This window comes from Marinitoga lauensis, from assembly GCF_004135675.1.
GTDB lineage: Bacteria > Thermotogota > Thermotogae > Petrotogales > Petrotogaceae > Marinitoga > Marinitoga lauensis.
In genome coordinates, this window is the sequence record NZ_QHLX01000005.1 from 58,848 (window position 1) to 77,395 (window position 18,548).

General features: G+C 27.9%; 21 protein-coding genes, 3 tRNA genes, 1 other RNA gene and 3 pseudogenes. 4 read left to right on the forward strand and 24 right to left on the reverse strand.

What is annotated here, in order from left to right; all coding sequences use genetic code 11:
* Positions 1-16: 16 nt before the first annotated feature.
* The 8 genes and pseudogenes from DJ007_RS09240 to DJ007_RS20280 all read right to left on the reverse strand — a co-directional run bounded on the left by DJ007_RS09240 (position 17) and on the right by DJ007_RS20280 (position 8,556).
* Positions 17-448, reverse strand: a complete 432-nt coding sequence (locus DJ007_RS09240) for a hypothetical protein (protein ID WP_129409327.1) — start codon at positions 446-448, stop codon at positions 17-19.
* Positions 449-450: 2 nt separating this feature from the next.
* Entirely contained in the window at positions 451-1,020 is a 570-nt protein-coding gene (gene pth, locus DJ007_RS09245) for an aminoacyl-tRNA hydrolase (RefSeq protein WP_129409328.1), read from the reverse strand.
* Positions 1,017-1,646 (reverse strand): 50S ribosomal protein L25, encoded by a 630-nt coding sequence (locus DJ007_RS09250; protein ID WP_129409329.1) that lies wholly within the window; start codon positions 1,644-1,646, stop codon positions 1,017-1,019. The genes pth and DJ007_RS09250 overlap by 4 nt, the downstream gene beginning before the upstream one ends.
* A 36-nt stretch (positions 1,647-1,682) precedes the next feature.
* A complete protein-coding gene (locus DJ007_RS09255) occupies positions 1,683-2,639 on the reverse strand; it encodes a ribose-phosphate pyrophosphokinase (protein WP_129409330.1) in 957 nt (318 codons plus the stop codon).
* A gap of 4 nt (positions 2,640-2,643) precedes the next feature.
* A pseudogene (gene glmU, locus DJ007_RS09260) lies at positions 2,644-3,992 on the reverse strand (bifunctional UDP-N-acetylglucosamine diphosphorylase/glucosamine-1-phosphate N-acetyltransferase GlmU).
* Between the two features lie 71 nt (positions 3,993-4,063).
* On the reverse strand, positions 4,064-4,621 hold the full coding sequence (gene ruvA / locus DJ007_RS09265) for a Holliday junction branch migration protein RuvA (RefSeq protein WP_129409331.1): 558 nt from the start codon (positions 4,619-4,621) through the stop codon (positions 4,064-4,066).
* A complete protein-coding gene (locus DJ007_RS09270) occupies positions 4,621-5,937 on the reverse strand; it encodes a bifunctional folylpolyglutamate synthase/dihydrofolate synthase (RefSeq protein WP_129409332.1) in 1,317 nt (438 codons plus the stop codon). Before DJ007_RS09270 ends, ruvA begins: the two co-directional genes overlap by 1 nt.
* 1 nt (position 5,938) lies before the next feature.
* Positions 5,939-8,556, reverse strand: a pseudogene (locus DJ007_RS20280) (valine--tRNA ligase).
* Between the two features lie 141 nt (positions 8,557-8,697).
* Here DJ007_RS20280 and DJ007_RS09280 point away from each other — a divergent pair.
* From DJ007_RS09280 to DJ007_RS14780, 4 genes are all read left to right on the forward strand, one after another.
* The gene (locus DJ007_RS09280; protein ID WP_206076280.1) at positions 8,698-9,096 is read left to right on the forward strand and encodes a hypothetical protein; all 399 of its coding nucleotides are present in this window, start codon (positions 8,698-8,700) and stop codon (positions 9,094-9,096) included.
* A 9-nt stretch (positions 9,097-9,105) separates the two neighbouring features.
* Positions 9,106-9,279, forward strand: coding sequence for a hypothetical protein (locus DJ007_RS14775; protein WP_165974098.1), 174 nt, complete (start codon positions 9,106-9,108; stop codon positions 9,277-9,279).
* Positions 9,276-9,638: a DUF4895 domain-containing protein gene (locus DJ007_RS09285; RefSeq protein ID WP_129409334.1), complete on the forward strand. Its 363-nt coding sequence runs from the start codon at positions 9,276-9,278 to the stop codon at positions 9,636-9,638. The genes DJ007_RS14775 and DJ007_RS09285 overlap by 4 nt, the downstream gene beginning before the upstream one ends.
* A 133-nt stretch (positions 9,639-9,771) precedes the next feature.
* The gene (locus DJ007_RS14780; protein WP_165974099.1) at positions 9,772-9,912 is read left to right on the forward strand and encodes a hypothetical protein; all 141 of its coding nucleotides are present in this window, start codon (positions 9,772-9,774) and stop codon (positions 9,910-9,912) included.
* Between the two features lie 30 nt (positions 9,913-9,942).
* Here the strand turns inward: DJ007_RS14780 and rplT are convergent, their stop codons facing one another.
* From rplT to DJ007_RS09355, 16 genes and pseudogenes are all read right to left on the reverse strand, one after another.
* Positions 9,943-10,299 (reverse strand): 50S ribosomal protein L20, encoded by a 357-nt coding sequence (rplT, locus tag DJ007_RS09290; protein ID WP_129409335.1) that lies wholly within the window; start codon positions 10,297-10,299, stop codon positions 9,943-9,945.
* Between the two features lie 33 nt (positions 10,300-10,332).
* The gene (locus DJ007_RS09295; RefSeq protein ID WP_129409336.1) at positions 10,333-10,527 is read right to left on the reverse strand and encodes a large ribosomal subunit protein bL35; all 195 of its coding nucleotides are present in this window, start codon (positions 10,525-10,527) and stop codon (positions 10,333-10,335) included.
* An 18-nt stretch (positions 10,528-10,545) separates the two neighbouring features.
* Positions 10,546-11,046 (reverse strand): translation initiation factor IF-3, encoded by a 501-nt coding sequence (gene infC, locus DJ007_RS09300; RefSeq protein ID WP_240739457.1) that lies wholly within the window; start codon positions 11,044-11,046, stop codon positions 10,546-10,548.
* Positions 11,047-11,263: 217 nt separating this feature from the next.
* A tRNA-Lys gene (locus DJ007_RS09305) sits at positions 11,264-11,339 on the reverse strand.
* A gap of 15 nt (positions 11,340-11,354) precedes the next feature.
* Positions 11,355-11,429: transfer RNA gene (locus DJ007_RS09310), tRNA-Trp, on the reverse strand.
* Positions 11,430-11,437: 8 nt separating this feature from the next.
* Positions 11,438-11,510, reverse strand: a tRNA-Gln gene (locus DJ007_RS09315).
* Positions 11,511-11,562: 52 nt separating this feature from the next.
* Positions 11,563-11,796: a hypothetical protein gene (locus DJ007_RS17800; protein WP_240739458.1), complete on the reverse strand. Its 234-nt coding sequence runs from the start codon at positions 11,794-11,796 to the stop codon at positions 11,563-11,565.
* Between the two features lie 17 nt (positions 11,797-11,813).
* Positions 11,814-12,362: an ATP-binding cassette domain-containing protein gene (locus DJ007_RS09320; RefSeq protein ID WP_240739459.1), complete on the reverse strand. Its 549-nt coding sequence runs from the start codon at positions 12,360-12,362 to the stop codon at positions 11,814-11,816.
* The gene (locus DJ007_RS17805) at positions 12,353-12,673 is read right to left on the reverse strand and encodes an ATP-binding cassette domain-containing protein (protein WP_240739460.1); all 321 of its coding nucleotides are present in this window, start codon (positions 12,671-12,673) and stop codon (positions 12,353-12,355) included. The genes DJ007_RS09320 and DJ007_RS17805 overlap by 10 nt, the downstream gene beginning before the upstream one ends.
* Positions 12,652-13,131 carry an energy-coupling factor ABC transporter ATP-binding protein gene (locus tag DJ007_RS17810; protein WP_240739461.1) on the reverse strand — a complete coding sequence of 160 codons (480 nt, stop codon included), beginning with the start codon at positions 13,129-13,131 and terminating at the stop codon, positions 12,652-12,654. Before DJ007_RS17810 ends, DJ007_RS17805 begins: the two co-directional genes overlap by 22 nt.
* Positions 13,131-13,852: pseudogene (locus tag DJ007_RS09330) on the reverse strand (class I SAM-dependent methyltransferase). The gene DJ007_RS17810 and the pseudogene DJ007_RS09330 overlap by 1 nt, the downstream one beginning before the upstream one ends.
* 1 nt (position 13,853) lies before the next feature.
* Positions 13,854-14,516 (reverse strand): hypothetical protein, encoded by a 663-nt coding sequence (locus DJ007_RS09335; RefSeq protein ID WP_129409337.1) that lies wholly within the window; start codon positions 14,514-14,516, stop codon positions 13,854-13,856.
* A 22-nt stretch (positions 14,517-14,538) separates the two neighbouring features.
* Positions 14,539-14,638: signal recognition particle sRNA small type (ffs, locus tag DJ007_RS09340), an RNA gene on the reverse strand.
* 43 nt (positions 14,639-14,681) lie between these two features.
* Complete coding sequence (gene glnA / locus DJ007_RS09345; protein ID WP_129409338.1) at positions 14,682-16,007, reverse strand: type I glutamate--ammonia ligase; 1,326 nt, start codon at positions 16,005-16,007, stop codon at positions 14,682-14,684.
* Positions 16,008-16,098: 91 nt separating this feature from the next.
* Positions 16,099-17,559, reverse strand: coding sequence for a methyl-accepting chemotaxis protein (locus DJ007_RS09350; protein WP_129409339.1), 1,461 nt, complete (start codon positions 17,557-17,559; stop codon positions 16,099-16,101).
* 140 nt (positions 17,560-17,699) lie between these two features.
* Complete coding sequence (locus DJ007_RS09355; protein WP_129409340.1) at positions 17,700-18,017, reverse strand: hypothetical protein; 318 nt, start codon at positions 18,015-18,017, stop codon at positions 17,700-17,702.
* Positions 18,018-18,548 lie beyond the last annotated feature (531 nt).

The window sequence follows — 18,548 nt, forward strand, 5'->3', positions numbered from 1 at the left end:
TTGCTGGATTTTTATTTTATAGTAGCTTTTTTATTTTTTCTATAATATCTTCAATAGCTTTCATTTTTTCTGTGTTATATTCTTCTTTAGCTTTTTCATATTCATTTGTCCAAAAATCCAAACCACGTTTAATCAGGGTTTGAGAATCTCGAATTTTTGAATTTTTATCTTCTACAAAGAGAATTCTTTTGATAAAAAGAGGTTGTTCAATGAAAATTTTACTTTTTATATTTTTAAAATCAATATTCTTTTTATTTAGATCGAACTTATTTTTAAAAAAAATATTTGTTCCAAAAAATTGCAAATTACCTTTTTTAACAGGTGAAATATGAAATCTTGAGATTTCTTTTAAGCATTTTTGACAATAACCAATTTTTGTTAAAATACCGTCATAATAAAATTTCTGAACAATAATAGCGTCGTTTTTTTTGCAGAGTTGGCATTTCATTATTACTCATCTCCGGATAAATCTTTATTGTTAAATTTATTCATTGCTTCAGAAATTTTATTCTCTATTAATAAGTCAATAACAGGTATTGTTTTGTCTATAACTTTATTTATTTTATAGAATTCTTCGTTTGAAAATTCACTTAAAACGTAATCTGCAAGATTTATATGTTCAGGTTTTGGACCAATACCAATTCTGATTCTGGGAAATTCTGTACTTTGTAATACAGAAATAATTGATTTTAATCCATTATGTCCTCCCGCAGAACCATTTTGTCTTATTCTTATTTTCCCTAGATTTAAAGCAACATCATCATATATTACTATAATATCTTCAGGGTTGGTAAAATAATTTTTCAATTCATATAAAACTTTTCCGCTTAAATTCATATAAGTAAGCGGTTTTATTAGCATAATATTTTCGTTTGAATATCCTTCAAAAGTTCTTTTTTCTATTTTTTTGAAGTTATTTTTATTTAATTCATAATATCTGTCTACAACCAAAAACCCCACGTTATGTTTTGTAAAAACATAACGTGGGCCAGGATTTCCTAAACCGATTATTATTTTCATATATTAGGCTTCTTCTCCTCTGTTTCTTCTTCTTCGCTTTCAACAGTTTCTGAAACTCTACCTGCAACTGGAATAGCTACAACAATTTCTTCTGGATCTAATAATACATCAATTGATTCAGCAATATTTAAATCTTTTACTGTTAGGTGATCATTTACATCTAATTCTGAAATATCGACAACAAATTTCTCAACAATGTCTTTTGGTAAAATTTCTACAGGTAATTCATGGTGATGGATTTCTAACATACCACCTTTAGATAAACCTTTTGCTTCACCAACAAATTCAATAGGAATGTTAAGATGCATTTTATGTCCTGAAGCAGGAACATAGAAATCTGCATGAATAGGTTTATCAGATACTTTATGTCTTTGAATAGTTTTTAAAAATGCTGTAAGTGTATATGTTTCACCATTTTCTTTTTCGATATTCAATTGGATTGGAGTAGTTTCTTCGATTTTTTCAATCATTAACATTGTATCAACCAATGAAATTTTTAAATGAACATTTTCACCTTCTAAACCAGGTCCATATACTACAGCCGGGATAAACCCTTCTTTTTTTACATGATTAGCTTTTTCGCCTTCTTTTCTTTCAATAGCTTTTAGTTGATATACTTTTGCCATTTGAATCCCTCCTATAATAAATTATTATTTATGATATTATTTAAATAATATGCTTACAGACAAATTGTTTTTAATTCTTGCGACAGTTTCACCAAGTAACGAAGCAACAGATAACACATGAAATTTATCCGGCAAGTCATTATGATATATTGTATCTGTAACATATATTTTTTCAATTACTGAATTTTGTAACTTTTCTTTTGCATTTTTGGAAAGAACGCCATGTGTTGCACATGCAATAACTTTTTTTGCACCTTTTTTCTTTAGCATTTCGGCAGCACCTACAAGAGAACCTCCAGTATCAATTATATCATCAAATATTATTGCAGTTTTTTCACTAACATCACCAATAATATTAACTATTTCAGCTACATTATCTTTAGGTCTTCTTTTATCCAATATAGCTAATGGTAAATTCATTTTTTCAGCTAATTTTCGAGCTCTTTTAACACCACCAACATCTGGTGAAACAACAACAGAATTTTCAGAGTCGAAATCATCACATTCATTTTTAAAATAATTGACAAAAACAGGAAAACCCATTAAATTGTCAACTGGAATATCAAAAAAACCCTGGATTTGTTCAGCGTGTAAATCTAATGTAACAATTCTTGATGCTCCAGCGACAGTCAATAAATTAGCCACTAATTTTGCTGAAATTGGATCTCTTCCTCTTGCTTTTCTATCCTGTCTAGCATAGCCAAAATATGGGATAACTACAGCAATAGAATTAGCTGATGCCCTTTTTAAAGCATCTATCATAATTAATAATTCCATCAAATTATCATTTACAGGTGCTGAAGTAGATTGTATAACAAAAGTATCCAATCCTCTAACAGTTTCACCTATTCTTAAATTAACTTCCCCATCTGCAAATCTTTTTAATTCAACTTCACTTAATCTTATACCTAAATACTGGACAATTTTTTCAGCTAATGTTTTGTTGGAATTACCGCTAAAAATTTTAATTTCGTGGGCCATTGAAAAAGGCATTTTTTTACTCTCCTTTCTCCCTCTTTTTGAATACCCAATCTTCTTTTATTATTTGTTTAGCTCTTCCTAAAGCTAAAGCACCTTTTGGATATCCTGTGTAATTGTTGAACCAGCACCTATCAAAGAATCATTTTCTATATTCAAAGGAGCTACCAAAGATGAATTACTACCAACAAATACTCTATCTCCAATGAATGTCTTATGTTTGTTCTTTCCATCATAGTTACATGTAATAGTTCCTGCACCAATATTTACATCTTCTCCTATGGTAGCATCTCCCAAATATGTTAAATGTTGTGCTTTTGTATTTTTATTTACAATAGTTTTTTTAGTTTCTACAAAATTACCAATTTTAACATTATCTTTTAAAACGGTTCCTGTTCTTAATCTTGAATATGGCCCAACGGAAACATTATTTTCAATTTTTGCATCTTCGCATTCTGATCTGATTACCTTAACATTATTCCCTATTTTACAATTTAGAATTCTAGTCATTGGCCCAATTTCACAATCTTCACCTATTTCTGTATTGCCAAAAATGAAGGTCATTGGATGAATAATCGTATCCTGCCCAATTTTTACTTCAGGTGAAATATAAGTAGTATCAGGATCGATTATTGTAACACCATTAATCATTAAATTTTTTAATGTTCTTTCTTTTAATATTTTTTCCGCTTCTGCAAGTTGAATTCTATTATTTATTCCCAATACTTCAGAGAAATCTTCGAGCGTATAAGTTTCAACATTATCTAAAAATTTAGGTACATCTGTTAAATAATATTCACCTTGATTATTATTTGGTTTTATTTTAAATAAACCTTCTAATAATTTTGATCCTTTGAAAACAACAAAACCTGCGTTTACTTCTTTAATTTTTTTCTGTTCTTCATTTGTGTCAACATCTTCTACTATATCAATAAATTTTCCTATTTCATTCTTTATTATTCTTCCATAACCTGTTGGGTTATTTAAAATAGCTGTTAATATTGTTGCATCAGCATTTGTATTTCTATGTTTTTCAAGAAGATTTTTTAATGTCTTTTCTGTAATTAAAGGTGTATCACCATATAATATTAATATATCTTCATCAGCTATAAAATCTTTTGCAGACATCACAGCATGACCTGTTCCTAATTGTTCCATTTGATAAAAAACCTCAATATCATCTGGAAGTATTTTCTTAACCAATTCATTTTTATGACCTAAAACTACACCAATTTTTGAAGGGTTTAATTTTTTAGCAGTATCTATAACCCAATTTATCAATTCTTTTCCCATTATTTTATGCATTACTTTAGGATATTTTGATTTCATTCTTTTACCTAATCCAGCAGCTAGAATTAAAACTCGCATAACACACCCCGACACAATATTATACAATATATATTTTAACATTATTTTCATTAATTAAAATTAAGATATTATCACAATTTCTTCAAAGCTTGCGTAATAATATTTTCTAAAGGAAGATTTTCTATATCCATATTTTTTAAGACTCTGTATATCGCATTTCTATCAAATCCTAGAGCTTCTAATGCATCTAAAGCGTCATTTAATTTATTATTATTACCGGACGATATGAATGAATCAAATTTATTTTTTAATTCATTTGCAATCCTTTCAGCGGTTTTTTTACCAACTCCCGGTAATTTGGATAATCCATTAATATCATTTGCAGATATCATAGTAGCTATATTTTCTGCATCAGCATTTTGAAGCATTTTTAATGCGCTTTTTGCACCAAGCTTAGAAACTTTTTTTAAATTAATAAACATATTCCTTTCAAGGGCGTCATAAAATAAGTATAAAGAAATATTTCTTTCGTTAACATCAAGAAATGATTCAAAAATATATTCCTCGTTTTCTTTACAATTTTTTAGTATTCTATATGTTGGAATACTTTCAAAAAAGAAATTTCCTACTTGTATTATAATTTCCTCAGTATCTAATTTATTTATAATTCCTTTAACTTTTCTTATCATTAAATTTCCTCCAGATTAAGCATATATCCTCTTATTTTTCCAACTAAATACAATGAACCAGTAACAAAATAATAATCGTATGGAGTAGATAATAATCTGTTAAAAGCTTCAATAGGATTTTTTATAAAGATTACATTATTTGATATATTTTTAAATAAATTATAGACATTTTCAGGATTAGTTGATCGTTTATTTGGAACCTGAGTAACGATAATATAATCAAATTCATTTGCCATTATTTTTACCATACCATCAATATCTTTATCATCTAAAATTCCAATTAATGCGGCTTTTTTAAAATTTTTTAGATATGTTTTAATAGAATTTTTTAAAGCTAAAGCACCTGAAATATTATGAGCGCCTTCAAGAATAACATTTTTGTTTTTATATTCAATTAATTCAAATCTACCTTCCCAGATAAACTCTTTTAAAGCTTTTTTTGTTTTTTCTATATCGAGGCTTTTTTCTATTTTTTCAAAATAACTTTCTACAGCCATAACAGCTGTTGAAACATTATAAGGTTGATAAGTTCCATTAGCTTTGTATACTAAATTATTTATTTCGTTATAAGGACTTTTATAATCAATAGAATTCCAGTTTAAAGAAAATGCAGAATTATTGAAATAGAAATCTTTGTTAAATTGAAAAATGTTTTTTATTCCAACTTCATTAGCTCTTTCAAAAATAACTTTTTTAGCTGATTCATTTATTTTACCCAATACAAGATTGTTATTCTTTTTGATTATACCAGCTTTTTCAAAAGCAATTTCCTCTAAAGTATTTCCTAATAAATTCATATGATCGTATTGTATGGTTGTAATTACAGAAACATCTGATAAAACTACATTTGTTGCATCAAGTCTCCCACCTAAACCAACTTCTAAGACAGCAACATCAATATTATTATTTGAAAAATATTTTAAAGCTAATGCTGTTATTATTTCGAAGAAAGAGGGTGACATTTCTTCTTTCATAGCATCCATTTTCTCAATGGGCATTATCATTTCGTTTAACGTTTCAATAAATTCTTCGTTTTTTATTGGTTTTCCATTTATTTTAATTCTTTCTGATATATGCGTTAAATGTGGTGATGTAAATAGTCCAACTTTTAATCCGTGTGCTTTTAATATATCATGTATAGCTCTTGAAGTACTTCCTTTTCCGTTTGTACCTGTTACATGAATAACGGGGAAATCCTTTTGAGGATTTCCCAATAATTCACATAATTTATTAATTCTTTCTAAACCATATTTTATTCTTGTACCACCGCGTCTGTCATATATATAATTCACAGCATCTTTTAAATTAGAAATCATATTACTTTAACTCCTCTAATAATTTTTCTAATTTATCAATTTGGCTTTTTACAAAAGCATGTTTTTCTTTTACTTCTTCAATAACATCTTCCGGTGCCTTTGACATAAAATTAGCATTGTTTATTTTTTTATCATATTTCATAAATTCTTTTTCCAACTTTTCTTTCTTTTTGTTTAATCTAATTCTTTCTGCTTCTATATCTATTAATTCACCTAATTTCACATATGCTTCTATCGTATCATCCACATATGAAGTAGCTGCTTTAGACGGTTTAGATTCCACTACTTCAAGGGTTGTAACAAAAGATAATTCTTTTATAATTTTTTCATTATTTTTAATCCAACTATTATCGCCTAATGTTTTATATGCAACTTCAACCTTGGTAATTTGAGGTATATTTATTTCTGCTTTAACATTTCTTATGCCTCTTATAAATTCTTTGATCTTTTCAAACTCATTTTCTTCATTTTCAAATTCATGTTCTTTGTTATATTCTGGCCATTTTGCTGTGATTAAATATTTTTCATCTGTTATTTTTGGGAGATTTTGCCATAATTCCTCTGTTAAGAATGGCATAAATGGATGTAATAATCTTAAAGATGAATCTAAAACTCTTACCAATACGTTTTGAGCAATTTTTTTATTTTCGGATTTTAATCTGTTTTTAACTGCTTCTATATACCAATCACAATATTCGTTCCAGAAGAAATCATATAATGCTCTCGCAGCAATATTAAATTCATATCCTTTAAGCGCATCAGTTACGATTTTTATTGTTTTGTTTAGTTTAGAAAGCATCCATTTGTCTTCTATCTCTAACATATCTGGAGTAAGTTCTATTTTCTCAAAATCATCCATATTTAATAATACGAACCTTGTAGCATTCCATATTTTATTTGCAAATTTTGAATAAGATTCAAATGCTTGTGGATCCAATTTTATGTCTCTTCCCTGTGCTGCCAATATAGCTAATGTAAATCTCATTGGGTCCGCACCAAATTTTTCAATTATTTCTAATGGGTCGATACCATTACCTAAGGATTTTGACATTTTTCTTCCATATTTATCTCTAACTAATTGATGTATATATACATCAGAGAAAGGTTTATTATCCATGAACTTTTCGCCCATTACAACCATTCTTGCTACCCAGAAGAATATAATATCAAATCCAGTTACTAATAAATCCGTAGGATAATATTTTTTTAGATCATCAGTTTCTTCTGGCCAGCCTAATGTTGAGAAAGGCCATAATGCAGAACTAAACCAGGTATCTAATACATCTTCGTCCTGTCTGATATTGGTAGAACCACATTTCTGACATGTATGTATATCTTCTTCAGAAACATTAATATGTCCACAATCATCACAATACCATACAGGGATTCTATGACCCACCATAATTGTCTTGATATACACCAATCTCTAATTTCATTCATCCAGTTTAAATAAACCTTTTTCCATCTTCCAGGATAGAATTTTATATCGGCTTTTTCAACAGCTTCAATAGCTTTTTCTGCTAATGGTTTCATTTTTACAAACCACTGATCTAATAAGAATGGTTCTACAACTGTATCACATCTATAACAATGACCTACAGAATGTGTCATTTCTTCAATTTTGATTAAATATCCCTCTTTTTCTAGGTCTTCTACTATAGCTTTTCTGGCTTCTTTTCTATCCAATCCGGCATATTTACCGCCATTTTCATTTATTTTAGCAAATTCATCCATTATTTGAACGGTTTCTAAATTATGTCTTTGTCCCATTAAATAATCATTAGGATCATGAGCAGGAGTAACTTTTAATGCACCAGTACCAAAAGAAGGGTCTACGTATTTATCTGCAATAATAGGTATTTCTCTTCCAACCAATGGTAATATAGCAACTTTACCAACATAATCCTTATACCGCTCATCAGAAGGGTGAACAGCTATTGCGGTATCTCCGAGCATTGTTTCAGGTCTTGTTGTTGCTATTATTATGTAATTATCTTCACCTTTTATAGGATATTTTATATGGTAAAATGCACCTTGTTCATCTTTGTGTTCAACTTCTTCATCAGATAAAACTGTTCCACAGCTCGGACACCAGTTTACTATGTATTTCCCTTTATATATTAACCCTTCGTTGTATAACTCAACAAATACTTTTCTAACGGCTTTGTTTAAACCTTCATCTAAGGTGAATCTTTCTCTTGACCAATCAACAGAAGCACCAATTGCCATTATTTGTTTTTTAATGTGGTCTCTATATTCATTAGCCCATTTCCAGACTCTAGCTATAAACTCTTCCCTGCCGTAATCTTCTTTTCGTTTTCCTTCGCTTTTCATTAAGAACTTTTCTACAACATGTTGAGTCGCAATACCTGCATGGTCTTCTCCAGGTAACCACAATGTATCTTTTCCCTGCATTCTATTAAAACGAGTAATTATATCCTGTAAAGATATATTTAAAGCATGTCCCATATGTATTTTTCCTGTTATATTCGGTGGAGGTATAACCATTGAGAATTTTCCATTTCCTTCTCCTTTTGCTTTAAACAATTCATTGTCGATCCAGAACTTATACCATTTTGTTTCAATTTCGTTTGGTGTATATCTTTTTCCAATATCCATACTTTTACCTCCTAAACGATTATTATTTATACAATTATACTTTAATGATGTTAATAATTCAAGGGATTTTTTGATAAATTATAGAAAAATAATTATGGGGTGACCTATATTAACGAGAAAAAATCATTTAAGTATATTATATTGATATTATCAGTTTCATCTTTTGTGTTGATATTAACACTATCCTTTATATATATTTTTTATATAAAAGATTTATTTCAAATAAATCTAACAGACGAAAAATGCATAAATATAATAAAAGGGAGCTCTTTTTATGGCTACCCGGATAAAGAAATAGGTGTATATTTTGATTCATTTTTTTCTAATACAAAGTGGTATTGTGTTAGAAATTTTGGTAAAATTAACGTTGTATTTGAAGGCGATGCATATTATTTTGGTAAATTTGCAAGATTTAAAATTATTTTCGATGTAAAAAAAACCATTAAAACCAAAACTATACAACCTATTGAATATACTGCAGATGGGGAAAAGATACTTTATACAGACTTTTTGAATTTAATAAATACAATATTCAGGTGAGGTGGGATATTGAAATTTGAATATGATTTAAGTAATATTAAAAAGATAAAAAATATAGCTATAAAATACTTTAAAGAAAAAAAGGGTAAATTAGCTGATGAATATGATCATTTAATAGGATTTTCTATTTTTGATATTAATAATAAATTTCCTAGTTTAAATCTTTTTTTGATAGTGAAATGAGATTTTTTTTTGCTTTAACTCCAGATAAACCTTCAAGATATATGAGTTCTCTATATCCTCAAAAAATAGAAAACGATACAATCGATTTTTTTAAAGATCAATATTTTATATTAGCAAAAAAATATAATAAAACAGTTAATATTACATCAAGTATATCAATTTATCAATCACCGTTTATAATACCAAGTTATTATATTAAAGGTGATGAAGGGCTTATTAAAAAATATGTATTATCAGAAAGATTAAAAGGTTTAAAATACATATCTTTATATAAATATATAGATTATGAATTATTAGATTTTATTTTAAGGTCATATAATACTTGGTATTTTCAGGGATCTATTTATATTATTTTTTAAATGAAGTACATTTTGTTTTTGATATTCCCAGAATATTGAAAATAAAACATTAATAATAGAGATTGGAAAAATAGCAAAATCATACTTAACTAAGAAAAATTTAATACTAAGGGATTCATATAAAATTCCAGATATGAATATAAAAAATCCAGTTTTAATGGTGTTAAAGACTAATATCTGGAATTTAAAAGAAATAGATTTAGAAAAAATCAAAAAAGATATAAATGAAAAAATAGATAAAGCTTATAGTAGTGTAATAAGTATCTTTAAATAATATTTGAGGCACCTTTAGGTGCCTCAAATATTATTTAGATAAAGCTTCTTTAGCTATATTTACATATTCTTTGAAAGCTTCATAATCATTTACAGCAAGTTCAGACAACATTTTTCTATTGATATTTACACCTGCTAACTTTAAACCATGAATCAAATCATTATATTTTAATCCTTCATTTCTAGCTGCAGCGTTAATTCTTGTTATCCAGAGTCTTCTGAAGTCTCTTTTCTTTTGCTTTCTTCCAGCATAAGCATATTTTCCTGATCTAAAGAATTGTTGTTTTGCTAAAACATACCTTCTACTAAGAGCTCCTCTATAACCTTTAGCAGCTTTTAAATATTTTTTTCTTTTTTTTCTTGCGTGAACAGCTCTTTTAACTCTCATTTATTGTCTCTCCTTTCAATTGTTTTTTATTTATTATTTCAATCCAAGTAATCTTTCTACTTTTTCATTTAATCCAGTTGGAACATCCTTGTATTGATGCAATCTTTTCATTCTTTTTTTACCTCTTATTCTTGTGTTATGTCCTACATTTGATCTTCTCATTCTTATTTTTCCAGAACCTGTAACTTTAAATCTTTTAGCTGATGCAGAATGTCTTTTAACTTTCATAATTAGTCCTCCTTTAAATTATTTTTTTGTTTTTGGGGATAAAATCATATCCATGTCTCTTCCAGCCATCTTAGGCGCTCTTGTAACTTCTGCAATATCTTCAACGTCTTTAATAACTTTATTTAATATTTCTTTTCCTTTATCAGTAAACATAATATCTCTACCTAAAAACATTACGACAACTCTAACTTTGTTCCCGTCTTCAAGAAAAGTTCTAATCCTTCTAACTTTTGTATTAAAATCGTGTTCGTCAATTCGTAATCTGAATTTCATTTCTTTTAATATCTGTTTTTTCTGTTTTTTCTTAGCTTCTTTTTCTCTTTTTTCTTTTTCATATTTGTATTTACCATAATCCATAATCTTTGCAACTGGTGGATTAGAATTTGGAGCAACTAATACTAAATCGAGTCCTTCTTGATAAGCTAATTGTAAAGCTTTTTTCGTTTCCATTATACCCAACTGTTCTCCACTTTTACCTATAACTCTAACTTCCTTTACCCTGATCTCTTCGTTTCTCAATGTTGTATCTTTTGATTTCTTAATACTTATCCCTCCTATTCTTTTTACACCTACATGGTGTAAAAAACGATGAATATATAAATTAAAAAGGGTGGAGTAAACTCCACCCAAGTATTTCCCATTATTTCTAAACCCCTGACGGCTAAATCACCCGAGGTGGGAAGCAACTGGGTGGCTTCCGCTTTTCACATGAATAAATAACACATATTAAATAAACTGGTGGGCCATGCGGGATTCGAACCCACGGCCTACTGATTAAGAGTCAGCCGCTCTACCAGCTGAGCTAATGGCCCACACAACATCAAATATGGCACGCCCGGAGGACTTGAACCCCCAGCCTGCGATTTTGGAGACCGCCGCTCTACCAATTGAGCTACAGGCGTGTTATTATTGGCTGGGAGGGAGGACTCGAACCTCCATCGGCGGATCCAGAGTCCGCTGTCCTGCCATTAGACGACCTCCCAAGACAGATAGTATTATAACATTATTTTTGCAATTAGTCAACGCCTATTCTTTTCAATAATGAAATAATTTTTCTAACTTTATATTATTTTTTAATGAACAATAATATAACCTAAGCTTTTCAGAGAAAGATATACTTTTATTTTTTAATACCTCTTCTCCGAGTAAAATAAAATCATCAAATGTTCCATTAAAACTTATTTGATGATTTTGTATATGTAATACATTTGGTTTAAATTCGATTAATTCATCAATCCAATGTGTTACTATAATAATAGTTTTTTTCATTTTCCGAAGATTTTCTATTATATTCCATATTTTTTTCTTCCGCTATAGTCCAATCCTACTGTAGGTTCGTCAAATACAATATATTTAGGATTATAAGAAAGAACAGAAGCAATAGCCACTCTACGCATTTCACCACCAGATAAAGTAAAAGGGTTCCTACCTAAAAAACTTCTATTTAAACCTACAAGATTCAATATATTTAAAATATCATTTTGGCTGATATTTTTATTAAAATTTTTTGGAGCATATAATAATTCTTCGAGTACTGTAGGGAGGAAAAATTGATTTTCTGGATATTGAAAAACCAGTCCTATTCTTTCTCTGATTTTCTTGATATCATTTTTTTGATCTTTGGTAGATATACCATCAACCAAAATTTCGCCATTTTTTGGTATTAAAAGTCCATTTAAAGTTTGTATTAAGGTAGTTTTACCTGAACCAGTTTTTCCTAAAACAACCCACATAGAATTTTCAGTTATTTTCCAATTTATATCTTTTAAAGCAGTAGTTTCAAATGGAGTACCTTCAGCATATGTATATGAAACATTTTTTATTTCTATTGGCATATATTTCTCTCCAAATCTTTTATTGATTTACCAGTATATTTTTTTACTATATTTTCAAAAGGAATTTCAACATTAAATCTTTTATTCTCAGACCAACTATAAAATTTATCCCTACTATCATAAAATACAATTTTTCCTGAATCAAGAGCAATAATTTTTTCTACAAATTGCAAATCTTTTGCATGATGTGATGCTATAATTATAGTTTTTCCGATAGTTATTAAATTTTTAATAACCCTGTATATTTCTTCGCGGCCTTCAGGATCAAGCATTGTTGTTGGTTCATCCATCAAGATGAAATCAGGTTGCATTGCCAGCATAGAAGCAATAGCAAGGCGTTGCTTTTGACCCCAGATAATGTGTTTGGATCTTTTTTTTCCAATCCTATTAGATCAGTAACATTTAAAGCCCAATTAATTCTTTTTTTCATTTCACTTCTATCCAAACCTAAATTTTCCAGACCAAAAGCAATATCTTCTTCAATTGTAACGCCTACTATCTGATTTTCTGGATTTTGAAAGATATAACCTACGTGCTTTTTTAAAAATAAAAGCGATTCATTATCATGAAAATTAATTTTATTGTTATATAAATAAATATCCCCGCTAGTAGGTGATAATATTCCGCTTAATAATCGTAATAAAGTTGATTTTCCACTGCCATTAGAACCAACTACTCCAATTGGGATTTTATTTTCAAAAGAAATATTTAAATTGTTAAAGATATTTTTTTCATTATAGCTAAAATTAATTTTTTTTGTTTCAAGCATTATAATTTCACCGACTTATACAATCTAATACCGCCTTTTTTGTAATTTCTGTAACATTTCCAAATATTTTTTTCATATATTCTTTTATTCTGCTTCCGCCTTTATTATGGAAAGCTACTAATTGCAGTGTTCCTTCTTTATTTAAATGATTAAAAGCATCTTCTATCAATGACATCCATACTTTTTTTCCAGCTACAATTGGAGGATTAGATATAATTTGATCAAATATCTCATTTTCCCATGGTTCAAACAAATAGCCCTGCCTAATATCAGCAAAAATATTATTATCTTTTGCATTTATTTTTGTGAATTCAACAGCTCTTTTATTAATATCGCTCATATGTATTTCAAGATCAGGGTATTCTTTTTTTAAGGTAATCCCGATAACTCCATATCCGCATCCTATATCCAATACCCTTTTCCCGGTGATCTCAACATTTTCTAATAGTATTTTTGTAGCTTTATCTATTTCTCTTTTTCCATATACTCCAGATGGTGCTTTAAATACATAAGTATGTCCGTTTTTTAATTCAAGAGTTAACGTCTTTACCGTTAATTCAGTTTCAGGATTTTCAATATAATAATGTTGAAATTTTGTTGTTTTTTTTCTTTTTTCTTTTTTCTTTTCTTTATTTTGTTCTCCATATAATTTTATAACTTGTTCTGGAGTTAAATCTTTTAAATCTTCAGGTCCAAAAATTTTTTCATTTTTTTCTCGCATTTTATTCCTCCTGTTTAAACAATTCATTTAATGTTAGTAATACACCAAAATTATATTTATCATTAAATTGATATAATGTCAGACCATTTGGAAAACTAATATAATTTGTTCCAAAATTAAAGAAGATATTAATATTATTTTTATTTATAGGTATATTGTAATCTAAACCAATAGCCAGAAAAACCGCATCTTCAAAAGTTCCTTTGAAGGCAGGAAGGCTTGTAATTATATCACCTGTTTTTATCCAGTTCATTATTTTTAAATTTAAGGATATATTTATTTTTAAATTTTGAATATTTGTAGTTATACCAGTGAAAAAGCCGAAGTTTCCAATTTTAGTAGTAGTAGCATTTCCCGAATCGTTCAAATCAAACGTGTTCCATAAACCCGAATAAAAATTTAGTTCATTAAAATTTATACTTAAATTTGTTGATATGTAATTATTTAATTGTGGATTGTTAAGATTAAAATCAGAATTTAGATTAAATCCTACAATCTTATCATTTTTATTATATGAAATACCAAATGTTGGATATCCAGTTTTCACTTTTATATTGTCAAAAGGAAGTTCTAGAAAAATACCATTTGAATATATTCCTAAATTTACCGAAAAAATTTGTAAAGAAAATAAAAAGAAAAAAGATAAATAAAAAATTTTTTTCATAAATATCCCCCTTAAAATTAAAGATGGCTGGGCACCCCCGCGGCACACAGGAAGTACCGCTTATGGCTGCTCCCTTCCGGGCCTGACCAGGTTCGCGGGTTCCCGTTGCGCGGGACCCAGCCTATAGTAGGTCCCTAGAACCAATAGTATTATAATAGAAAAATGTTACATAATCCATAAATATTTATTAATTTCCCAATCAGTTACATTAATAGAATATTCTTTCCATTCAGATTCTTTTAATTCAATATATTTTTCAAAAATATGTTTACCAAGAACAGATTTTATTAAATCATCTTTTTTTAACTCTTCAATGGCTTCTTTTAAATTTGATGGTAAATGATCAATTCCAACTTTATCTCTTTCTTCTGGAGTCATATGATAAATATTTGAAATTACAGGTTCTGGTGGTTCAATTTTATTTTCTATTCCCTCTAATCCAGCAGCTAATAAAGAAGCTAATAATAAATATGGATTAGCTGTAGGGTCAGGACTACGCACTTCTATTCTTGTTCCTTTTCCACGTGTCGCAGGTACCCTTATTAATGCACTTCTATTACTTGGAGACCATGCAATATTTACAGGAGCTTCATAACCAGGAACTAATCTTTTATAGCTATTAATAGTCGGATTAGCTATAGCAGTAATAGCTTTTATATGTTTTAAAACCCCGCCAACAAAATATTTTAAAGTATCGCTTAATTCAAATTCTTTATCTTCGTCATAAAAAGCATTTTTCCCATCTTTAAACAAACTCAAATGAGTATGCATTCCAGAACCATTTTCACCAAAGAATGGTTTTGGCATAAACGTAGCATGTAATCCTTTTAATAAAGCGATCGTTTTTACAACTAATTTAAATGTTTGAATATTATCAGCTGTTTTTAAAGCTTCATCATAAGTAAAATCTATTTCATGTTGTGAAGGAGCAACTTCATGGTGAGATGCTTCAACATTAATTCCCATTTCTTCTAAAGCCAATACGATATCTTTTCTTGTTTCTTCACCCTGATCGATAGGTAATAAATCAAAATATCCCCCATTATCTAAAAATTCTAATATAGGTTTATTTGATTGATTGTCTTTTGGTAATAAAAAGAATTCTGGTTCAGGTCCTACATAAGCAGAAAATCCTTTTTCTTTTAATCTGTTTAATACTAATTTTAGCCTATATCGAGGATCGCCTTCAAATGGAGTACCATGAGAATTATAAACGTCACAAATTAATCTGGCAGATTTATAACCTTTGTCTGTCCATGGGTATATTGCAAATGTTGAAGGATCAGGTCTTAAATACATATCAGATTCTTCTATTCTAACAAATCCTTCAATGGATGAACCATCAAACATTGTTCCTTTTTCAAATGAATTTTTTAATTCATCCCATGGGATTTCTACATTTTTTAGCAAACCATTAATATCAGTGATTTGCAATCTTATAAACTTAATTTTTTCAGATTCTACAACTTTTAAAACTTCATCCCTCTCCACAATAAACACCCCTATAAGAATTCTTATAGGGGGATTATATCATATTTTTAAATTTTTTTCAATAACTAATAATAAACATCTTTAATTATCTTTAATCGACTTTAAAAAAGGATATTATGGATGTCAATTTTTCTGAACTTTTTTGTAGTTTTTCTGATTGTGTAATTAATGTATTTATAACGTCTGTTTCGTTATCTATAATATTTGTAAATTCTAAGATTTCATTTTTTGAGACATTCAGAAAACTATTTATTTCAATTTTCTTTTCATCAAATGATTTTAAAACTGTGTTTTGTTCTTCTATAATATTTTTTAAAATATCAAAAACTCTATCCAATTCAAGAGTAAGATTATTTATTTCTGCCATATCTTTTTCAAATCTATTCATTATTAAATCAAGATTGTTTACATTTTCCTTTGAAGATTGGACTTCTTTTAATAATATTTTCATATCATCACCTATAAGTTTTATTTGATTTGAAATATCTTCTGCTATATTATTTGTTTCAATAGATAAACTTCTTATTTCGTCGGCAACAACAGCAAATCCTTTACCTGCTTCTCCTGCTCTTGCTGCTTCTATCGCTGCATTTAGTGCAAGTAAATTGGTTTGTTTGGAAATGTCAGTAATTTTTTCTACAAAATCAAAAATTTCTTCCACTTTCTTATTAAAGTTTTCAAAACTGGAAGCTAAATTAATTATTAAATCATTTATTAATTCTGTTGTTTCTTTAGTTTCGCTGGTCATTTTTTTAGTTGTTGTATTAAATTGACCTAATTTATCAATTGTATTTTCTATAGTATTTGCTTCATTTAATATGTTGTTGCTATTATCAAAAAGTACTTCGATGTTTTTATCTAAAGAATATAAAAATTCTTCCATATCATCCATTAAATTTCGAACACTTTCTACAACTTTTTCTATAGTAACTTTTGTTTTTTCTAATTTTTCTGAAGATGTATCAATTTCTTTTGATGCGGTGTTTAGTCTGTTTATATTTTCATTTAAATCTTTGAACATCAAGATTAAAAAGTCAAGTGTACTATGTATTTTATTCATCATAATACCAATTTCATCATTTTTCTTTCTTTCCAACTTAATAATATCTTTTAAATTCCCCTGGGAGATATTATCAAGATTTTTTACAACGACATTTAAATCTTTAGAAAATCGTCTTCCCATGTAAATAGAAATTATTATAGAAATCAATATAATTACAAAAATAATAGTAATTATCATATTAATAATTTTGCTCATATCAATATTTAAATTTAAAGAAATGCGTTCTGTCTTGAATTCTGGTAAAGAAAAGTTGCTTTTTAAACTAATATTTAAATCAGTTTTTGTTTTGATTAACGGTTTAGAAATTTGAACATACATTAATGGGAAAATTTGAGATGTTGTGTAAAAACTTCTAGCTTCCTTTTTTAAAATGGTTTCTGTAATAAACTTGTTTATATTGGAAGGGTTAAATTTTAGACCTGTTGTTGGAATATTACCAAATAATGGTTCTCCAGACGATGAATAAATTACTATATATGCGTCAATCAAATTACCTATTTCAACAATATCATCATATCCGAATTCTTTTAATCCGACTAATATTCCGACAATTTTTTGTGTTGATACTGGATCATAAACAGGGGTTAATGTTAGAAAAAAAGGTTTATTGTTTATAAAAATAATTTTACTTAATCCATAAGAAAGATTTTTGAAATTAACTGTATGGAATTTATTTTAACGAAATTAATTATATTTAAGTTTTTTAAACTATCTTTGCCAGGAACATAACTTTCAGCTTTCTTTTGAATTTTATAATTGTCTCCTTTTATTGAAATTTCAAAAGCATTTTTCTTTGTGAATATTTTTGGATTAATAATCCAGAGTTGGATTCCATCTAATTTTTGCAAATCTACATATGGCTGTAATAAACTATATCTCTCTATAATTGAGATGGATTTTGATGCAGTTTTTCTCTTCAAATCAGTGCTTCGACTGATAGCATTCAAGAAATCTTCTAAATTTTTAATATTTTCTTTTATTTTATTTTCAAATATTGAGAATAAAGTAGAAAGAGTTTTATCATAATTTTCAATAAAAAAATCTTCAAATTTTTTATTGACATCATTGTTTAAACTTTTTATTTGTTCTGAAATATTTTGATTATACTCGTTAATTTGTTTTTCTAAAAGTTTATTATAATTTGAAAATTGTTTTTTGTAGCTGTTTTGGATATTTTCTATTTGGCTATTTACATTTTTATTATTGATTTCTCCTGACTTTTAATTGAACTATTTACGAAAAAAGATACTATTAATAAAGGGATAACGGATAGAATAAGAATGATAATTCCGATTTTGAATCCCATCGAGTTAAAAAATTAATTTTCAATTTAGAGTTTTTCAATTTTTCCCCCTCCTATATTTTGGTTTATAAATTTATTATACCAAACAATTATACCAAAAAATATTATATAAATACAAGTATATAATATTGAAAAAAATATATAATATTATATAAATTACTGTAATTATATATAA